16 protein-coding genes, 1 pseudogene and 1 riboswitch are annotated in these 18,122 nt (G+C 71.5%); of the genes and pseudogenes, 11 read left to right on the top strand and 6 right to left on the bottom strand.

Annotated features, from left to right (window positions below; translation table 11 throughout):
* Nucleotides 1-43 precede the first annotated feature (43 nt).
* A riboswitch (cyclic di-GMP riboswitch) is annotated at nucleotides 44-129 on the top strand.
* Nucleotides 130-177: 48 nt separating this feature from the next.
* Together ER308_RS15215 and ER308_RS15220 are read left to right on the top strand one after the other, a co-directional pair.
* Nucleotides 178-672: a hypothetical protein gene (locus tag ER308_RS15215; RefSeq protein WP_131155773.1), complete on the top strand. Its 495-nt coding sequence runs from the start codon at nucleotides 178-180 to the stop codon at nucleotides 670-672.
* 2 nt (nucleotides 673-674) lie between these two features.
* Nucleotides 675-1,673 carry a hypothetical protein gene (locus ER308_RS15220; protein ID WP_131155774.1) on the top strand — a complete coding sequence of 333 codons (999 nt, stop codon included), beginning with the start codon at nucleotides 675-677 and terminating at the stop codon, nucleotides 1,671-1,673.
* A 74-nt stretch (nucleotides 1,674-1,747) separates the two neighbouring features.
* Here ER308_RS15220 and ER308_RS15225 read toward each other — a convergent pair whose 3' ends face one another.
* Complete coding sequence (locus tag ER308_RS15225) at nucleotides 1,748-2,431, bottom strand: GntR family transcriptional regulator (protein WP_205745648.1); 684 nt, start codon at nucleotides 2,429-2,431, stop codon at nucleotides 1,748-1,750.
* A 275-nt stretch (nucleotides 2,432-2,706) separates the two neighbouring features.
* On the opposite strand from ER308_RS15225, the gene ER308_RS15230 reads away from it, so the two are divergent.
* The 6 genes from ER308_RS15230 (at nucleotide 2,707) to ER308_RS15255 (ending at nucleotide 9,756) form a co-directional block, all read left to right on the top strand.
* The gene (locus ER308_RS15230; protein WP_131155776.1) at nucleotides 2,707-4,173 is read left to right on the top strand and encodes a hypothetical protein; all 1,467 of its coding nucleotides are present in this window, start codon (nucleotides 2,707-2,709) and stop codon (nucleotides 4,171-4,173) included.
* Nucleotides 4,174-4,295: 122 nt separating this feature from the next.
* On the top strand, nucleotides 4,296-5,078 hold the full coding sequence (locus ER308_RS15235) for an enoyl-CoA hydratase/isomerase family protein (protein WP_205745649.1): 783 nt from the start codon (nucleotides 4,296-4,298) through the stop codon (nucleotides 5,076-5,078).
* A gap of 53 nt (nucleotides 5,079-5,131) precedes the next feature.
* A complete protein-coding gene (locus ER308_RS15240; RefSeq protein WP_131155778.1) occupies nucleotides 5,132-6,244 on the top strand; it encodes a beta/alpha barrel domain-containing protein in 1,113 nt (370 codons plus the stop codon).
* Nucleotides 6,234-8,405: an acetate--CoA ligase family protein gene (locus tag ER308_RS15245; RefSeq protein WP_131155779.1), complete on the top strand. Its 2,172-nt coding sequence runs from the start codon at nucleotides 6,234-6,236 to the stop codon at nucleotides 8,403-8,405. The genes ER308_RS15240 and ER308_RS15245 overlap by 11 nt, the downstream gene beginning before the upstream one ends.
* Nucleotides 8,406-8,438: 33 nt before the next feature.
* Nucleotides 8,439-8,786 carry a carboxymuconolactone decarboxylase family protein gene (locus ER308_RS15250; protein ID WP_131155780.1) on the top strand — a complete coding sequence of 116 codons (348 nt, stop codon included), beginning with the start codon at nucleotides 8,439-8,441 and terminating at the stop codon, nucleotides 8,784-8,786.
* 43 nt (nucleotides 8,787-8,829) lie between these two features.
* Nucleotides 8,830-9,756 carry an NAD(P)-dependent oxidoreductase gene (locus ER308_RS15255; RefSeq protein WP_131155781.1) on the top strand — a complete coding sequence of 309 codons (927 nt, stop codon included), beginning with the start codon at nucleotides 8,830-8,832 and terminating at the stop codon, nucleotides 9,754-9,756.
* A 116-nt stretch (nucleotides 9,757-9,872) separates the two neighbouring features.
* Here the strand turns inward: ER308_RS15255 and ER308_RS15260 are convergent, their stop codons facing one another.
* The 4 genes and pseudogenes from ER308_RS15260 to ER308_RS15275 all read right to left on the bottom strand — a co-directional run bounded on the left by ER308_RS15260 (nucleotide 9,873) and on the right by ER308_RS15275 (nucleotide 13,443).
* A complete protein-coding gene (locus ER308_RS15260; protein WP_165492135.1) occupies nucleotides 9,873-11,189 on the bottom strand; it encodes an MFS transporter in 1,317 nt (438 codons plus the stop codon).
* Between the two features lie 141 nt (nucleotides 11,190-11,330).
* On the bottom strand, nucleotides 11,331-12,071 hold the full coding sequence (locus ER308_RS22565; protein WP_240731825.1) for an SDR family NAD(P)-dependent oxidoreductase: 741 nt from the start codon (nucleotides 12,069-12,071) through the stop codon (nucleotides 11,331-11,333).
* A pseudogene (locus tag ER308_RS22570) lies at nucleotides 12,065-12,658 on the bottom strand (sugar phosphate isomerase/epimerase family protein); the annotation flags it as partial. The gene ER308_RS22565 and the pseudogene ER308_RS22570, both read right to left, overlap by 7 nt.
* Nucleotides 12,655-13,443 (bottom strand): class I SAM-dependent methyltransferase, encoded by a 789-nt coding sequence (locus ER308_RS15275; RefSeq protein WP_131155785.1) that lies wholly within the window; start codon nucleotides 13,441-13,443, stop codon nucleotides 12,655-12,657. The pseudogene ER308_RS22570 and the gene ER308_RS15275, both read right to left, overlap by 4 nt.
* Nucleotides 13,444-13,868: 425 nt before the next feature.
* Between ER308_RS15275 and ER308_RS15280 the strand changes: the two genes are divergently transcribed.
* Nucleotides 13,869-14,696 carry an SIMPL domain-containing protein gene (locus tag ER308_RS15280; protein WP_165492136.1) on the top strand — a complete coding sequence of 276 codons (828 nt, stop codon included), beginning with the start codon at nucleotides 13,869-13,871 and terminating at the stop codon, nucleotides 14,694-14,696.
* A gap of 716 nt (nucleotides 14,697-15,412) precedes the next feature.
* Nucleotides 15,413-15,565 carry a hypothetical protein gene (locus ER308_RS21755; protein WP_165492137.1) on the top strand — a complete coding sequence of 51 codons (153 nt, stop codon included), beginning with the start codon at nucleotides 15,413-15,415 and terminating at the stop codon, nucleotides 15,563-15,565.
* An 88-nt stretch (nucleotides 15,566-15,653) separates the two neighbouring features.
* On the opposite strand, the gene ER308_RS15285 is transcribed toward ER308_RS21755, so the two are convergent.
* Nucleotides 15,654-16,151 carry a hypothetical protein gene (locus ER308_RS15285; RefSeq protein WP_131155787.1) on the bottom strand — a complete coding sequence of 166 codons (498 nt, stop codon included), beginning with the start codon at nucleotides 16,149-16,151 and terminating at the stop codon, nucleotides 15,654-15,656.
* 299 nt (nucleotides 16,152-16,450) lie between these two features.
* On the opposite strand from ER308_RS15285, the gene ER308_RS15290 reads away from it, so the two are divergent.
* Nucleotides 16,451-18,028, top strand: a complete 1,578-nt coding sequence (locus ER308_RS15290) for a phosphodiester glycosidase family protein (RefSeq protein ID WP_165492138.1) — start codon at nucleotides 16,451-16,453, stop codon at nucleotides 18,026-18,028.
* Nucleotides 18,029-18,122: the final 94 nt, after the last annotated feature.

The following is an 18,122-nucleotide window of genomic DNA, read 5'->3' on the forward strand; positions in this document are numbered from 1 at the left end:
TCGACCGGGGGAGGTACACCGACCGGCGGGCGCTGCCCCTCGTTTCCGAGAAGGGCAAACCCGTCGCAAGGCGGGGACGCAAAGCCACGGGGCCCGCTGAGATCTCCGCGGGTCGGCCGGGTTACCGAAGCCTATGTCTGGAGTACTTCTATGAGCACCATTGCTCTTCCCACACGCATGCTCGCTGTCGGCGGGTCCCTGTTGGTCACGGCCGGTCTGGCCGGGCTGATGGTTGCCGGCCCCACCGCGTTCGCCGAGGACACCGGCGTTACGGCCAATGCCGAGGTGGCGAGCACCATCTCCATCGCGGCGGACGAGGCAGCCTTCACCCTCGCTGACGTTCCTGGCGAGACGGCGTCAAACACGTCGGGTCTGACGGTCCAAACCAACAATGAGGGTGGCTACAACGTCGCGGTTGAAGCCGACGTCCCCGCGTTGGAGGGCGAAAGTGCCGAGAACACCGACGACATTCCGATCGGCACCCTCGAAGTCCAAGACGGTGAGGAGACGTACGCGTCGATGAGTGACACGGAGTCGGTCACGGTTCACGGCCAGACCGAGAGGTCCGCCGAGGGAGGCGACACCGTCACCGCCAGCTACCAGATGGAGATGCCGTTCGTGAACGCCGACACCTACTCGGGTGACCTGACATTCACGGCCACGGCGAACTAACGTTGACCACCACACACACCAGCCTGGGGACCCAGCGTCGCACGTCGGCGCTCGTTCTCGGGCTGGTGCTCGTCCTCTTCGCGATCCCGACGCCGGCCTCGGCCGACACCGAACCCGAGGATGTCGAGGACCGGCCCGCGATGTCGTTGCGGGTCAGTCCCGCGGTGATGGAGGTGGACCACGCACCGGGCGGCACCGTTGAGCCGCTGCGGGTGGACAACACCGGCAGCGAGCCCGTGGAGGTCGTGGCCGAGGTCACCGAGTTCACCGTCACCGAGCACGGCACGACCGAGTTCGCCGGCCCCGACGAGCTGTCGGCGGCCGACTGGGTCACGCTCGAGGAGACCGAGTTCGCCCTCGAGCCCGACGAGCGACACGACCTCGACGTGACCGTCGACGTGCCCGAGGACGCGGAGCCCGGCGAACGCTACGTCAGCGTCATCCTCGCGGTGCCCTCCGCCGATGGGGAGGGCAACATCTCGCTGACCCACCGGGTCGCCGCCAAGCTGTACATCGAGGTGCCCGGCGACCAGATCGAGCAGCTCGAGCTCGGCGAGCTCAGCGGTCCGGCCGTGATCGATCGCGGACCCGCGGAGTTCGAGCTCGCGGTGCACAACCGCGGCAACATCCACCGCACCTTCCAGGAGGAGGGGCGCCTGACCGCCACCACGGGCGAGGGCGACTTCGCGTTCGAGAACTTCACCGTGCTCGGCGACGGCACGCGCCTCGTCGAGGGTGTCTGGCGCGACCCACCCATCCTGTGTCTGGGATGCACCGTCGAGGTGACCGCCGACGACGGACAAGGCGGCGAGGTCGTGGCCACCACGAGCGTGCTCGTGTTCCCGTGGCAACTCTCCCTTGCCGGTCTGCTCGCGGGCCTTGGCCTGTTGATGTTGCTGCTCGCTCGTCGCCGCCGTCGTGCCGAGAAGCGCCGCGGCCAGGGAGACGTGACCCCTCCGCTGTCCGACGAGCCGGCCGCCCCCGTGCACGTCGCCGGATAACCGAGCCGGTTCACGGGGAGGTCGCCGATGGGCGTCTGCGGGCGGCCGCGACGACGGGCGCGGCCGTCTGTCTGCTACGAGTACCTACCGCCTGGCAGGAGCCGCCGGGAATCCTCATTTGACAACTGCCGCAACGCATCGATGACGCTCATGAGGTGCTCGCGCATGATCTTCTCCGCTTGCTCGGCTTCCCCGGCAACGATCGCCTCAACGAGCTCGTCGTGCTCGCGGAGTCCGACTTGGGGACGCCCGGGCAGCAGCGCCACGCCGAAGTGGTATCGGACGCTCTCGTAACGCAGCCGCTCGAGGAGCTTTGCGACCGTGTCCTGTCGAGCCATCTCGCGGACAGCGTCATGAACGGCGTGGGTCAGGGTGCTATAGCGGACGATGTCGCTGTCCTCGACGGCCTCGCGCATCCCGGCGATGAGCTCCCGCAGCCGTTCGCGCTCATCGTCGGTTGCGCTGCGGGCGGCTTTGGCGGCGGCAAGGCCCTCCAGGACGGCACGGGCCTCGGTGATCTCGATCGCTTCGTCCAGGCTGATGGCGCGGACCTTGGCGCCCCGGTTGCGCTCGCGCTCCACGAGGCCCTCTCCGTCGAGCTGGATGAGGGCCTGGCGAACGGCTGCTCGGGTTTCGTCGAAGCGCCTGGAGAGTTCGGCCTCGACGAGGCGCTCGCCCGGGGCGAACTCACCTTCGAGGATCGCCGTTCGTAGCTGCGTGCCGAGGTCGTCGGCGCGTTGGTCGCGACTCGTGCTCATGGCCTGCCACCTCGTCATCTGCGGGCCCCCGCCCGGCGGTCGCGGATACCCGGACCGCCGCCGTGGGGCGACTGTACTGGCCCATGAACTTGTTCGCCTTCACGGCGTCACAATAGTCTAAGAAATCGTTGACAATATGGTTGACGCGATCGTGTGTGTCGCGCATGCTCGAGTTCGCCGTCACGAGGCGACGCTCGGTACACCGCGTCCGGACGAAGGGTGACCGGGTGGCGGGGCGCGTGACCGCGCGCCCCGCACGGGAGAAAGGGTCGAGGATGCGCGAGCAGAAGCCAGGGCCGCAGTTCACCCATCCGGGGCGGTCGCACGGACACGCGGCGCGAGGTCGCAAGGGGGCCGTTAGCCAGGTGGTCGGGGCGGCGACGCCGAATGACTCGGCGCCCCTGCACGGCCGGTCGTCCCGCACCGGCTCGCCCCTTGGAGCGCCCGTCGGCGGTCTGCGACGGGCGCACCCCCCGGCGCGAGGGCGCCTCGTTCTGCTGGCCGGACTCCTGGCGCTGGTCTTCGCGACGGCGGCCTGCGCGGCCGACGATGACGGGGGCGACGATGGCGGGGACGCGGAAGCCGAGCAGCTCGATGACGCCGACGCTGACGCTGACGATGCTGACGAGGACGACTCCGCTGAGGACGACGAGGACGAGGTGGTGGAGCCCGACGCCGACGAGGGCGAAGTCGACGAAGGCGCCTTCTACCACGACACCGTGCTGGAGATGTTCATCGCGACCGACACTGGTGGTGGCACCGACACGCAGGGCCGTTTCCTCGCGCCGTACTTCGCGGAGCACATCCCGGGGAATCCGTCGGTGCAGCCGGTGAACGTTCCTGGCGCGGGCGGCATCGTCGGCAGCAACGAGTGGTGGATGGATCGAGACCACGAGGAGGCCGACTCCATCTACTTCAGCTTCGCGTCGGGACTCTTCCCGTGGGTGTTCCAGGAGGAGGCCCTCGAACTGGACTATGCCCAAATGGAAGGGCTCATGGGGATCCAGACTGGGGGCCTGGCCTACGTGAACCCTGACGAGACCGGCATCGAGAACGTCGAGGACTTCATCGAGGAGGCGCAGAGCGGCGAAGTCGAGTTCATCGCAGGGGAGCAGACGCCCGACAGCCTCGGAATCGTCTTCATGCTCGCCTACGACATGCTCGACCTCAACCACGACGTGATCATGGGTTACGAGGGTCGTGGGCCCGCTCGCCCAGCCTTCGAGCAGGGCGAGCTCAACATCAACTGGGACACGACTGCGTCGCTGCCGGAGCAGGTCGATCCCCTCATCGAGGATGGCTCGGCGGTCCCGGTATTCACCGCGGGCCAGGTCGAAGACGGCGAGCTCGTCGAGGACGTAGCGCTCGCCGAGGAGTACGACGTCCCAACCTTTGACGAGATGTACGAGGAGATCCATGGCGAGGCTCCCGGCGGCCCGGAGTTCGAGGCCTATATCGAGGCGGTCAACGCTGGATTCACCGTCTCCAAGGTGATGTGGCTACACGAGGACGCGCCACAGGAGGCCAAGGACGAGCTCCACGAGGGCTTCGAACGCATCGTTGAAGACGAGGAGTTCCAGGAGGAGGCTGAGGAGTTCCTCGACACGCACGCCTACGACATCCTCATCGGCGACGAGGTCGAGGCTGCGGCCAGCAACCTCATCGACTGGGACCCGGAGGTCCAGGATTTCGTTCTCGACTTCATCGTCGAGGAGCACGACCACCCCGATCCCCGGGAGTAGACGCGCGGGCGGGTGGGGACTGGTCGGCCGCCCCGGGTCCGTCCCCGCCCGCCCGTCCTGTCGGGCCGCCGCCTCCTGCACCAACGCACCGTGACCGGCCGAACTCGATGGGGGCCATCCCAGTGGAAGACGACGCAACGACGTTCGAGGTTCGCAACCGCATCGCGACAGTGACCCTGAACCGCCCGGCGCGGCTGAACGCAATCGGACAGCAAGCGCGCGAGGAGCTGATCGCGCACTTCGCTCGGGTCAACGACGACGAGGAGATCTGGGCGGCGGTGGTAACCGGTGCCGGCACCCGGGCGTTCTCGGTCGGCGGCGACCTCAAGGAGATGAGCGATTACGGCCGAGAGCGCACGTCGTTCCCGGTGCCGATGGGAGGCACGCAGCGCAACCTCTACGAGTCGCTGCTGGAGGTCTACAAACCCACGATCGCCGCGGTCGACGGCTACGCGATCGCGGGTGGGTTCGAACTCGCGATGGCGTGCGACCTGCGGGTGGCGGGCCGCGGCTCGCAGTTCGGGATGCCCGAGGCGCAGCGGGGACTCGGGGCCAACTTCGCCAGCGTTGTCCTCCCCCGCCTCGTTCCTCGCGGAATTGCCCTCGAGCTGCTGTACACCGGGCGGTTCGCATCCGCGGAGGAGGCCGAGCGGTGGGGCCTCGTGAACAGCCTCGTCGAGGACGGCGCCGCGCTCGATGCGGCGCTCGCTCTCGCCGAGCGGCTCACCGCGAACGCGCCACTCAGCCTCCGGCGCTACAAGCACATGGCCACGAAGGGCTGGGAGCTCCCGGTCTCCGCGGCGCTCCGCCTCGACGCGGGCCCCAACCCATACGTGAGCGCCGACCGCGAGGAGGGCGTCGCGGCCTTCAACGCGGGCCGCGAACCCCAGTGGGCGGGCCGCTGACCGGCCGCCGAGCACCTCGCCCGCCTACTGACCCCGTCGACCTGGAGTGAGGCATGAGCAATCCGCAGGTCCACCTTGTCGAGGAAAGCATGCGTGAGGGCATGCAGATCGAGAGCGTCGAAATCACCACCGAGGCCAAGATCCGCTTGCTCGACGCCCTGTCGGCAACGGGACTACGTCGCATCATCGTCGGATCGTTCGTGAGTCCGAAGTGGGTGCCGCAGATGGCCGACATCGAGGACGTGATCGCTGGCTTCACCCCGGCCCCCGGAGTCGAGTACACCGCGCTCACGCTGAACCGGCGGGGCTGGGAGCGGATGCAGGCCCATATGCCGCCGCTGGTGGCGCGCAGTGAGCGGCCACAGACGGTGGCCCACCTCTGTGACGTCTTCCCGCGGCGCAACGCGAACCGCTCACAGCAGGACGAGATCGACGGCTGGTCGCGGACCATCGAGGGCGCGCGGGAGTCGGGTGCGACCGAGGCGGGCATCGGCGCGAACGCGGCTTGGGGGTCGAACTGGGTCGGCGGGTTCAGCGCGGGGGACGTCATCGCCCTGCTCGAGCGGCAGGACGCGGCCTGGCGCGAGGCAGGCATCGACGTGGCCAGCGTCTTCCTTGGCGACCCGATGGGGTGGAACGCGCCACACGAGGTCCGTGAGACGGTGGAGCGGATCGCGGCGCGCTGGCCCGAGGTGCGCCGGCTGCACCTGCATCTGCACAATACTCGGGGCCTCGCGTTGGCCTCGGCGTACGCAGCGATCGAGGCGCTCGACGACCGTTACGAGGTCACGATCGATGCCTCGGTCGGTGGCTTCGGTGGCTGCCCCTACTGCGGCAACGGCCGAGCGGCGGGCATGATCCCCACTGAGGATCTCGTCCACCTCCTCGGGGCCATGGACATCTCGACTGGCGTCGACATGGACCGCCTGCTCGACGCGGTCGAGGTGGCCGAGGAAGTGGTGGGTCGCGCACTGTACGGCCACGTCTCCAAGGCCGGGCCGCGCCCGACCTCCGTCGACGAGCTCTACCCGATGGACCTGCCGCTCGTGGAGACACTCGAGGAGGCCACCCACTTCCGCGATCGGTCGGTGGTCGGCGACGGGGCGGGTCGTCGCCCGTGGCCGGAACCGATCGTGTCGCAGCAGAGGCAACGCGTTGTCAGCTAGGACCGCGGCGGTCGGGACACTACTCCGTCCGCGCAGCGTCGCGTTCATCGGTGCGAGCCGTGACGAGGAGAAGCTGAGCGGGTGGCCCTTGCGGAACCTCGTCCAGGCCGGGTTCAACGGTGACGTGTACGCGGTGGGGCGCGGGGGCGGGCGACTGCACGGCGCTCCCGTGCTTGCCTCCCCTGCCGAGCTGCCGCACCCCATCGACGTGGCCTTCGTGACGCTTCCGGCGGCGGCGAGCGAGGAGGCTGTCGCAGAACTCCTCGAGGTCGGCGTGGGGATCATCGTGATCGCGGCGAACGGCTTCGCCGAGACCGGCTCTGAGGACGACCGCGATCGCCAGGCCCGCCTCGTCGAACGGGTCCGTGCGGCCGGAGCGCACCTGCTCGGCCCGAACACCAACGGCGTGTACAACTACGTCGACGGCATCCCCCTCGGCTACAACTACGTCCACGCGCGACCTCAAGCCCCCGGCAGCGTCGGGCTCGTCTCGCACAGCGGGGCGCTGGTCAGCACGATCGCGCCGATGGTCGCCAAGCAGGGCAGCGGTATAAGCCACTTCGTGTCGTGCGGCAACGAGGCTGACCTCGACCTGCTCGACGCGGTCGCCTTCCTGGTCGACGACGCCGACACGGGGGTGATCGGTGTGCTCCTCGACAGCGTCGCCGAGCCGGGCCGCTTCCGCGAGCTCGTCCGCGCGGCTCAAGCCGCCGGCAAGGAAGTCGTCGCGCTGAAGCTCGGAGCCTCCGACCGTGGCGAGGCGGCGGCGACTGCGCACGCCTCACGGATGGGCGGTGCCCACGCGGCCTACGAGAGCCTCTTCGCCGACGAGGGCGTGTGGCAGGCCCAGACCCCGGAGTCGTTCACGCTCCTCGCAACCATGGTGGCCGAGGGGCGCGCCCCCCGGCGCCCGAGTGTGACGGCCGCCAGCACATCCGGTGCGGGCGCGGTCTCGGTAGCCGATTGGTGTGACGAGCTCGGCGTCGGGCTCGCGTCGCTCTCTCCCGCGACGGCCGAGGCGATGCGGCGGCCCGGCTCACGGGCGCAAGCGATGAACCCTTTCGACCTCGGGGCCGGTCGGGTGCAGGAGTCGGAGGCCTATCTGCGTACCCTCGCGGCGGCGGAGGAGACGGGGCTGCTCCTCGTCGTGCTGACCAGACTGCAGAGCGTCGATCGGCGGGCGTTCGTCGTCGACGCCGTGGCGAGCGCGGCGCGTGCCGAGCCCGACCTGCCGGTTCTCGTGGTCGGCGGGGGTGACATGGAACCCGACGAGGAGGAGGCGTTACGCGCCGCCGCGGTCCCGGTCGGCACGACCGCCGATGTGGTCCTCGCGGCGCGCAGCGCCATCCACCGGCTACGTGGCCTGCCGGTGGGCTGCGATGTCAACGTCGCAGCGGTGGCCCGATGGAGCGTCCCCGCCCCAGGCGAGTCCTCCGTCGGCGCGGTCGGTGCGTCGAGTGGCGAGCCGAGCGAACACGAGACTGAGGTCGCGATCGCGAGTCCCCCCGTGGCGTGGTCGGAGGCGGAGAGCCTCGCAACACTGAAGGCGGCCGGTTGCAGTGTCACTGCCCGCGTCGTCCCACCCGACGCAGACCTCGTGGCCGGGGAGGCGGACCGGGTCGGCTACCCGCTGGTGCTGAAGGGCTCGATGCCGGGGGTGGCGCACAAGAGCGATCACGGACTCGTCGTCAAGGGGCTCGACGACGCGGACGAGGTCCGGCAGGCGCTCTCGACGGTCTCCGCCCGGGCGGCGCGGCTGCGCGGTGGGACGCTTGACGGCATCGTGCTCGCCCCGATGGTCCGCGACGCTGTAGAGCTCGTCGTTGCCGCCCGCCGGGACCCCGACTTCGGCGTCACCCTGCTCTGGGGATGGGGCGGAACGATGACGGAGTTGCTCCGCGACGTCGTCGTCGAGCCGTGCCCGCTGGGCGAGGGGGCGATCACCCGTCTCGTGGGCGGCACCCGTGTCGGCTCGCTGCTCACCGGGTTCCGTGGGGCCGCCGCCGCCGACCTCGCCGCGCTGGCGCGTGAGGCGGCGACCCTGACAAAGCTCCTCGAGGGGCGGGACGACATCGACGCCGTGGAGGTGAACCCGCTATTCGTCCGGCCGGCCGGCGAAGGCGTCGTCGTGGCTGATGCGCTCGTCGTCCCGCGCAGCTAATTCCACACCCGCGACGCGAACGAAGGGTCCGAAATGGAGAACGAGCAGGCACCCGCCTACGGGGCGCAGGCCCCCCACCGTCAGGCGCTACGCGAGTTCGCGCCCAAGCTGATGGAGCTCACCGACGACGTCGTTTTCGGTGACGTCTGGGAGCGCGCCGAACTCGGCCAGCGCGACCGTAGCCTGATCACCGTCGCGGCGCTCGTTGCGCTCAACCGCGAGGATCAATTGCGCCGCCACATCCAGCGGGCCCTCGACAACGGAGTCACGCAGACCGAGCTCGTGGAGGTCATCACCCACCTCGCGTTCTATTCCGGGTGGCCGACCGCGATGACCGCAGCGCGCATCGCGAAGGAGGCCTGCGACCAGCGGGACTCGTGAGCGCTGCGCAGGGGCGCGGCGGGCAGCGACCAAGGAGGGATTGATGAAGGTTGGGTTCGTCGGCCTCGGCGTTATGGGGCAACGGATGGCTTCACGACTGCAGGACGACGGGTTCGAACTCGTCGTCCACGACGTACGGGAGGATGCTGCTGGGGCCGTCGCGGGGGCAGCCTGGGCGGACAGCCCCCGCGAGGTCGCGGCGAGCTGCGAGGTGGTGCTCACCTCGCTGCCCGGCCCGCCGCAGGTCGCGGCAGTCGCCCTCGGCGAAAGTGGCCTCGCCGAGGGGCTCTCTCCGGGCAGCGCGGTGTTCGACTTGTCAACGAACTCGCGGCGCGTCGTGCTTGAGGTCGCCGATGGCCTCGCACGGGTCGGCGCGCACTTCTTCGACGCCCCGGTCAGCGGTGGACCCCGGGGCGCGGCATCGGGACGGCTCGCGATCTGGGTCGGCGGCGACGGGGAGGTGCTGGCGAAGCACGAGGCGGTGCTGCGCAGCCTCGGCGACGAGGTCCGCCACATCGGTGAGGTCGGTCAGGCGACCGTCGCGAAGCTCGTCCACAACTGCTGCAGCAACACCGTTCGGACGGTTCTGGCGGAGGCATTCACGATGGGCGTCAAGGCGGGGGTCGATCCGTTGACGCTCTGGTCGGCGCTGCGTCAAGGTGCGAACGGAAGGGCCCGGACGTTCGACCGACTCGCTGACCAGTTTCTAACCGGGCAATACGACCCGCCCTCGTTCGCCTTGGACCTTGCGCACAAGGACATGTCGTTGGCCGCCGAATTGGGGCGCGAGCTCGACGTGCCGATGCGCCTGTCCAGTCTCGTCCTCGAGGAGATGACCGAGGCGCTCAACCGCGGCTGGGGCGAGCGTGACAGCCGCGTGCCCATGTTGCTCCAGGTCGAGCGGGCCAACGTCGACATCCAAGTCTCCCGCGACGACATACAGGAAGTGCTCGACGCTGACCCGCCCTAGCAACCCGGCCCACGCACCCACCTCGATGGCTTCCACCCGGTCGAGGTTGCTGGACGACAGCGATCCCCAAACGGCTGAGACAGAGCCTCGAGTCCTTCGGCAGGGGACACGGGCGTCTACGGGTGCGGCGGCGGTGGGCTGGCCGTACGCCGACCGCGGGTGAGGACTGCGCCGGCGGCGAGCACGCCGGTCATCAGCAGCACCGCGACCTCCACGCCCACGGTGTCAGCGACCGCGCCGTTCACCGCCGCCGCGAGTGGGCGGGTACCGACGAACGCCACCGCCCAGAGCGCCATGATCCGGCCGCGGAACTCGTCCGGCAGGCGGGACTGGAGCAGGGTGGTGAGCGCCGTCGTGGCGATCATCATGCCGGCGCCAGCGAGGGCCATCGCGCCGACGGCGAGGGCCGCCGACGGCGCGAACGCGAGCCCTACGTACGCGACCGCAAAGAGCGCGAGCCCCACCGAGGGCAAGCGCCGTAGCGCGACGATGGCTTGGAGCGCCGGCACGAGGAGCACGAGGGCGGCCGCCCCGACGCCGAACGCGGACACGAGCCCGCCGACGAGCTGCTCGCCGCCGCCGAGCCCGTCCGCGATCGCCGGCGAGAGCGTGATCACCGGATCGAGGCCGAGCCCGATCGCCACGACGCCGCCGAGCAGCACCGCGGCCACCGGATCGGTGCGCAGGTAGCGGAAGCCGGCGCGGACGGAGCCGTCGCCGTCGCCGCGGGCCGGGCGGGGCTGGATCCGCAGCCGCAGGACGACGGCGGCGAACGCGAGGTTCGCGACCGAGGCCGCGGCGAACGCCGGCGCCGGCCCGGCGACCGCGAGCAGCCCCGCGCCCGCGGCCGGGCCCACGGCGCGGCCGAGCGTGAACGGGGTCTGGTTGAGCGCGACGGCGCTGCCGAGCTCCCCCCGCCGGACGAGCGCCGGAATGATCGCGTGGCCGGCGGGCCCGCCCACCGCGAACCCGACGCCAACGACGAAGGCCATCGCGATCACCAGGGCCGCGTCGAGGGTGCCGCGGAACCCGACGAACGCGGCCCACACCGCGAGGGCGCCGGCGCCGACCGCGACGAGCAGGCGCGCCGCCGCCAGCTGGTGGAGACGGTTCCCGCGATCGGCCTGCGCGCCGGCGAGCGGCGCGAGCGCGATCTGCGGCACGAACTGCGCCACGCTCACGAGCCCGACGGCGAACGCCGAGCCGGTGAGCTGGAAGACGACCACCGAGGCGACGACGTTGTAGATCCAGACGCCGACCGACGACGCGAGCTTGCCGAAGAAGAACGGCCCGAAGCGCCGATCGGCGAGCAGGCGCACCGGCCCGCGCAGCGCAAGCTCCTCCTCGGGTTGCTCGCCCTTCTCGGGTTGTTCGCCCTTCTCGGGTTGTTCGCCCTCCTCGGGTTGCTCGCGTTCTTTCGGTGGCTCGCTCACCCGGGCCATCCTCGACGTTCGTTCGGGACCCTGCACTTCGGGGCCCTTCCCGTCTGGGCGGGCCCGGGCGGAGGGCCCTGGCGGAGGGCTCAGGCGGAGGCGCCGCAACACTCGCGACGGGCGGCACGGGACGGACCCGGCCTACTGGAGCACGCCGCCGCCGTTGCAGTGGAGGGTCTGTCCCTGCAGGAGCCCGCCCTCCTCGGCGACCGCGAACGCGGCGACCTCGGCCACCTCTTCGGGTTCCGCGACGCGGGCGTTGATCAGCGAGGCGGTGCGTTCGCGGCGCCAGTCCTCGTCCGCGTAAGGGGCGATCATCCCCGTCTCGGTGGGCCCGGGCGCGAGCGCGTAGACCCGTACTCGCGGGCCGACCTCTCGAGCGAGGGTGCGGGTCATCGCGATGATCCCGCCCTTGGAGGCGGTGTAGGCGGCGAGCCCTGCCGCCCCCTTCAGGGCGAGCTGCGAGGCCAGGTTCACGATCGCCCCGCCCCGGTCGCGGAGGTGGGGGACCGCCTGATAGCAGGTCAGGTACGTGGCCGTGAGGTTGACGGCGATCGTCGTGTCCCAGTCGTCGCGGGGCTGCTCGGCCGGCGCGTGTTCCCGCATGACGCCCGCGGCGTTGACCAGCACGTCCAAGCCTCCGCCGGCGCCCACCGCGCGGTCCACGAGGGTGGCGGCGGCCTCCGGGTCGCGGAGCTCCGCCTCGATGACGTGGGGGGTCGCGCCGGCGCGCCGGACGCGCTCGGCGGTCCCGGCCACCGCGTCCGGCTCGGCGAAGTGATGGCAGACGACGTGGCCACCGTCGCGCGCGAGCCGTGCTGCCCACGCGGCAGGAGGGGCGGCTCCGCGGGCAGCGGAGGCGTGGAGGCCGGCGCGTCGCAAAGCTGTACGAGCGGCACGCGGTCCGCCGGCAGCGTCGCGAGCGTCCGGGCCGACGCCTCGCAGCGGTACGCGTGCAAGCAGTCGACGAGGACGCCGCCGCCGGCGGACGCGGCGGCGATCCGCGCGGCGGTCTCGACCCGGTCGACCGCCCGGTAGGCCATCGGCTCGAGCAGCGGCCGCAGTCCGTGGGCACGCGCGTCCTCGGCGAGCGCCGCGAACGACTCGGCGCAGCGGGCCTCGTCCGGGTCGTCACCGATCACGTTGATCACCCGCGCGCCCAGCGCCGCGCCGGCCTCCAGCACGGCCGCGTGGTCGCCGCGCCGCGTCTCGGGCGTGAGGCGGACCACCTCGACGTCGACGATCTCGAGGCCGAGCGCGTCGGCCCGCCGGCGCGTCTCCGCGCGCATCGGCGGGTTCGCGCCGGTCATCGGCCAGGGCGCCTCGGCGGTCCCGGCGGTCGCGACCCGCACGCCGATCCCCGTGTAGCCGGCATGCGCGGCCACCTCGACGAGGTCCGGCGGCGCGAGATCGAGGAGCGTCAGGTGTCCGAGCGCGATCGGCCGCGCTGCGGTCGCGTCGGCGCTCACGCCCGCTCAAGGGCGAGGTGGCGCAGCGTCCACGTCACCGTCCCGGCCTCGTCGCGCTCGACGACCGCGCCGAGCGGCGCGTCCAATGCCTGCACGCGGGCGAGCAGCGCACCGCCGTCGTCGAGCGTGCCGGCGCTGCGGGCGAGACCCGGGAGGTTCATCCGGAACATCCGCGCCGCCGTCGGCGCGTCAGCCCGGACCTCCGCCGTCGTGTCCACCGCGACGCGCAGCGGCGGGACCTCGCTCGGGAGCCGCGCCCCGGCGTGGAGGTCGCGTCCGCTCGCCGCGAGCAGGTCGGCGACGACCCCGAGGTGGTCGGCGAGCGCCGGGTGATCGGCGTCGGTGGCCGCGATCTCCTCGACCGCGAGCACCCCACCGGCGGCGAGGTGCTCGCTCCACGCCTGCAGCCGCGCGGCGGGTTCGGCGAGGTGGGTGAGCACCAGTCGCCCGTACAGGACGTCGACGTGGGCGATCGGTAGCGGGTCCTCACTCAGGTCGTGGGTGAGGAACTCGAGGCTGCCGGTCGTGTGCCGAGAGGCCTCGTGGATCGCGTCGCCCGAGGCGTCGAGCCCCACCGTGCGCTCGGCTCCGGTGGCCTCGTGCAGCATCCGGGTCGTACGGCCGATGCCGCAGCCGAGGTCGACCGCGAGCTGCGGCGCCCCGTAGCGCTCGCCGAGCTGCGCGAGGAAGGTGCGGCTCGTGGGGGAGAACACCGCGTCCACGAGCTCCAGCCGCCGGCGGGCGGCCTCGTCGTCGCCGAAGGCGTAGCCGTAGTCAGCGCTCATTCGTCTCGTTGCCGCAGGGTTCGCAGGAGCGTCCGGAGGTTACCCGCAGGTCGGGGCACGGGCGGCCCGCGGCCTCGTCCGCCCGGGCCCGTCGCGGCCGCGGGCCGGCCCGTCGCACCGGGATCCCGGTGGCGCGCACAGCAGGTACCAACCTCCGCGCGTCGCCAGCAGCTCGTCGGCCACCACGCGGTCCGCGCCGACGAGGAGTAGCGCGCCCGCCCCGCCGTGGTCATGCCCCTCGCCGGATGGCATCGCCCGGCGGCGGAACCCGGCCGCAGCGTCCGCCGGATGGAATCGCCCGGAGCGGAACCCGGCCGCAGCGTCCGCCGGATGGAATCGCCCGGCGGCGGAACCCGGCCGCAGCGCTCGACGTCGAACGCGGGACGTCGAACACGGGAACAGGACGCCGAGCCGAGGGGGCGCAGATGCGCGCGAGGCAGCGAATGGCGACGGTCGTGGCGGGCGCGCTTCTGCTCGCCGGCTGCGACGACGACCCCACGGATGAGCCCGTTGGCGACGAGGCGAGTGACGCGGCGGGGGTGGGCGGCGGCGGCGCCGACGTGGCGATCGCGACCGACGCTGGCGTGGCCGAGCACGACGAGGGGCTGCGCGTGGCCGGGGAGGGCCGGGTGCAGGGCGAACCCGACGTGCTGTCGGCGACGATCGGGGTCGAGCACACCGCGCACGCGGTCCAGCCCGCGCTCGACGCGGCCAACGCTGACCTCGAGGCGGTGCGGGAGGCGCTCGTCGACGCCGGCGTGGATCCCGACGACCTCGCCACCGCGGACGTAGACGTGTCGCAGACCCGCGAGGAGGTCCCACCGGAGGAGAGGGAGGACGGCGCCGAGCCCGCCGAGGTCTACCAGGTCCGCAACCTGCTCGAGGTGCGGGTGCGTGACATGGACACCGCCGGCGAGGTGCTCGACGCGGGCGTCGCGGCGGCGGGCGACGCGGCGCGCGTGCGCAACGTCGCGTTCGACCTGGAGGACAACGCCGAGCTCGTCGCGCAGGCCCGCGAGGCCGCGGTCGCCGACGCCCGCGACCGCGCCGACCAGTACGCACAGGCGGCGGGCGCCGAGCTCGGCGCGCTCGTCGAGCTCACCGAGGTCGGTGCCGCCCGTCCCGCGCCGGCCGACGCGTCCCCCGCCGATGTGGAGGCCGACGACGCCGAGGCCGCCGGGGTCCCGGTCGAGCCCGGCGAAGAGGAGGTCGGCGTCACCATCCGGACGCGCTGGGAGCTCGTCGACGAGTAGGCCGCGTTCCGCACCGGGTCCGGCGGGCCCGCGCGGGCCCGCCCGCGGCGGCGATCGACCACGGCCCCGCTGCGGTCGCCACGACGGCGGGCGCCCGCTGCGGCGATCGTCCACGGCCCCCGTCCGCGGTCGACGCCGACGGCGGGCGCCCGCTGCGGCGATCGACCACGGCCCCCGCTGCGGTCGACGCGGTACGGAGACCCGCGGATGCGCGGATGCGCGGGTGCGCGTTCGCGGCGGCGGGTGTGGCGATGAGGCGTCTGGAGTCGCGGTACGGAGACCCGCGGATGCGCGGGTGCGCGTTCGCGGTGGCGGGTGTGGCGATTGAGGCGTCCCGAGTCGCGGTACGGAGACCCGCGGATGCGCGGGCAACTGCACGGTGACTGTTGCTACGACCGAAGCGGGACGCGGTCGCTGGTGCAGAAACCCGCGCCGGGGGCCGTGGGGACGACGCGCCGGGTCTACGGAGAGTGCTTGAGACCGTTTTCGGTGTGTCTCGAGTATGGATCCTCGCCACGTGAGCACTACTCGACGTGAGGACATGGAGTCTGAGTTGCGCCCATGGGTTTCGAGGGGAGACCTCGGGCCACTGGGCTCGCGGAGGCAGCGTGACCGCCGCCTGACCAGCGGAATCTGCCACCACATTGGTGTCGTTCGGGTTGCGGCCTGGCCTCCCTGGGGATGCATGCGATCGTGTCGGACTGCGGTTCACCGGCATGCGGTCCGGCGAGCTGCGTACCCTGCGTCGCGACGCCGTCGACCTCGACGATGACGCAGCGGCGCCGCGCGGGCGCACCGGGCAGGTAGCCGTCCAGGTGGGATCTGTCGGTGGCGACCTGCGCGACACCGTCACCGCGGTGTGGACGTGAGCGCGGGGGCGGCCTCGTCGACGGCACCACAGCGCGGCATCGACGTCGACGACCCGCAACCCACGTCCCCTTCCGCGGCTCCTGGACCCTACTCCTGGGGAGAGACCCCGTTGACGTGGAGGAGTTCGCCCTTGCCGTTGAACTGGAAGGTGAGCGAGACCCAGCCGTTGTCCTCGGTGTCGTAGTACCAGGTCATCTGACCCTTGTGGGCGATCTCCGGTCCCTGGGGGCCAGCGATGCCCACCCATGCCGCGTTGAACTGCCCGGGGTCGTGGTCGACCTCGTTGCCCTTGTAACGAGTGGGCTCGCGCTGCACCAGCGTGTCGTACTCGCCATGGTCGGCCACGATCTGGTGGTCGACCGTGATGAACTCGGTGCCGTCCTCCAGCGTTCCAGCGCTGATGTCGCCCGGCTCCAGCTCGACCGGCTCCGCCTGCGAGGCGAGGCTGTTGCCGCGCTCGGTGATGTCGGGCTGGCCGCCGCCTTGATTCCCGTTGCCGTTGCCGTTGCCTTGGGCCAGGGCCGGCGCGGCCATCATGCCCAAGGTCATCGCAGCGGCCAGGGCCAGTGTGAGCGTGCGCCTCATGCGTACTCCTTCTTCTCGACGATCCCCAAAGGGCTGAGGGGATCCACTACCTAACGTAACCGCCATCTTACTGGTAGGGAGGGCCGCCGCGAGGGTGGTCGGGGGCCGAAGGTGTGTGCTCGACCGACGACCACGCCCGCGTGAGGATCGACGGCTCGTCCTCGAGCGGTGCTCGCATTCGGCTCGAAGCGCGCTCCGCTTCGGCAATTGACCCAGAGGAGTCTTGAGACTACGTTGCGCCACCGTGGTCTAGGCCACCTGCATCAACTCTGATGCCGCCACCGTCGGAGGGAGCTCTCATGGGACTGCGGCAGTCGACGACCGTGTTGATTCTCGTGCTGTGCTTGACCCTGGCCTCACTGCCCGCGCTCGGTGCTGACAGAGGTGAGAGTGGCGCGGCAGGCCCTTGGCTCACCGAGGCGCCCCCGCCGCTGCAGCCGGACACCCCGGGCAAGCTCCAGCCCTACGGCGACGAGCTCCCCCTCGGTTCGCCACGCCTTCCGGAGGAACGGGAGGTCGAGACCATTGCCGAGGGCGTGACGCACACGCAGATCGAACGTGGGGAGGCCAGCGGTGTGTACACCGTGCAGCTCGCCTTCACCGAGGACCACGCGCAAGCGCGTCAGCTGCGCGCTGATCTCCGCGACGACGGCTACCGCGCGCGGGTGGACAGCATCGATCGGTCGGTGCCCGACGATCCTGACAGCGACCGTCCCCTGGGGTGGGTGGTGCGCACCGGCAATGCGGATCGAGACGAGGACGCGCAGCGACTGCTCGACGAGCTCGTCGCCGACGGGTACAGCGGGTCGGTCGTCTACACCGGCGAGTCCGGGTTCGCGACGACGGGGCCGTGGAGCGTCAACGTCCTGACGATCGACCCCGAGGAGTTCGACGGGACGGTCGAGCCGGTGCTGGCCCAGGGGGAGATCCCCGGGCTGGCCACGATCCCCGAGATGGCCGAGGAGCATGACGCGCTGGCGGCGGTCAACGCCGGGTTCTTCTGGGTCGCTGGCGACGATGGCGTCGATGGTCAGCTCGCGGGCATCACGATGGTCGACGGCGAGCTGGTCACCGGCCAGGAGCAGGTGAGCCCGAACACGGAGTTCGTCGACCACCGCAGCAGCCTCCTCCTGTCACCCGACGCGGACTCCCCAGCTGCGATCGACGCGCTCGGCACCGACCTGTCGGTCACGGTCGACGACGAGACGCGAGCGATCGCGGGTCTCAACCGCAAGCCCATCGACGACGAGCTGGTGCACCTCACCGCTGCCTTCGGCGATGACACCGCACCCGCGGCCGAGACCCCACCGACCGACGGGGTGGAGGTCGTGATCGTCGACGGTGCGGCCATCGACGTCCGCGAGCGCGGCGGCCCCATCCCGCAGAACGGCTCCGTGCTGGTGGGAGTCGGCGAGGCCGCGACGTGGCTCGACGATCAGGTCACCGCGGGCGACGAGGTGGAGGTCGAGCACCACGTCGGCACCCCCGACGGCGAGCCCTTGGCCGACGACGTCACCGGCGTCGTCAACGCCGGCCCACGCCTGGTCACGGACGGCCAGAGCGACATCCGAGCTCGAGCCGACGGGTTCGCGTCCTCGGCCTCGTTCTTCCACGCGTGGAGCGTGAGCCGCCATCCCCGCACGATCGGCGGCGTGACCGAGGACGACGAGCTGCTGTTCATCACGATCGACGGCCGTCAAGCCGGCGACAGCGTCGGCGCGAGCGTCTGGGAGGCCGCGCGCGTGGCGCGCTCGTTCGGCGCCGAGAACGCCGTCAACCTCGACGGCGGGGGCTCCACCACCATGGTGGTCGACGACGAACTGCTCACCGGTCAGCCGCTCCGAGCCGTGGCCGACGGTCTGATCATCCAGGAGTAGCTGGTTCGGCCTCTCCCAGGAGTAGCTGGTTCGGCCTCTCCGCGGAACCCCACCCCGTTTTGACCAGCCGGCCGCGCGGTTGGGGTCGCGGGGG

The organism is Egibacter rhizosphaerae, assembly GCF_004322855.1.
Lineage (GTDB): Bacteria > Actinomycetota > Nitriliruptoria > Euzebyales > Egibacteraceae > Egibacter > Egibacter rhizosphaerae.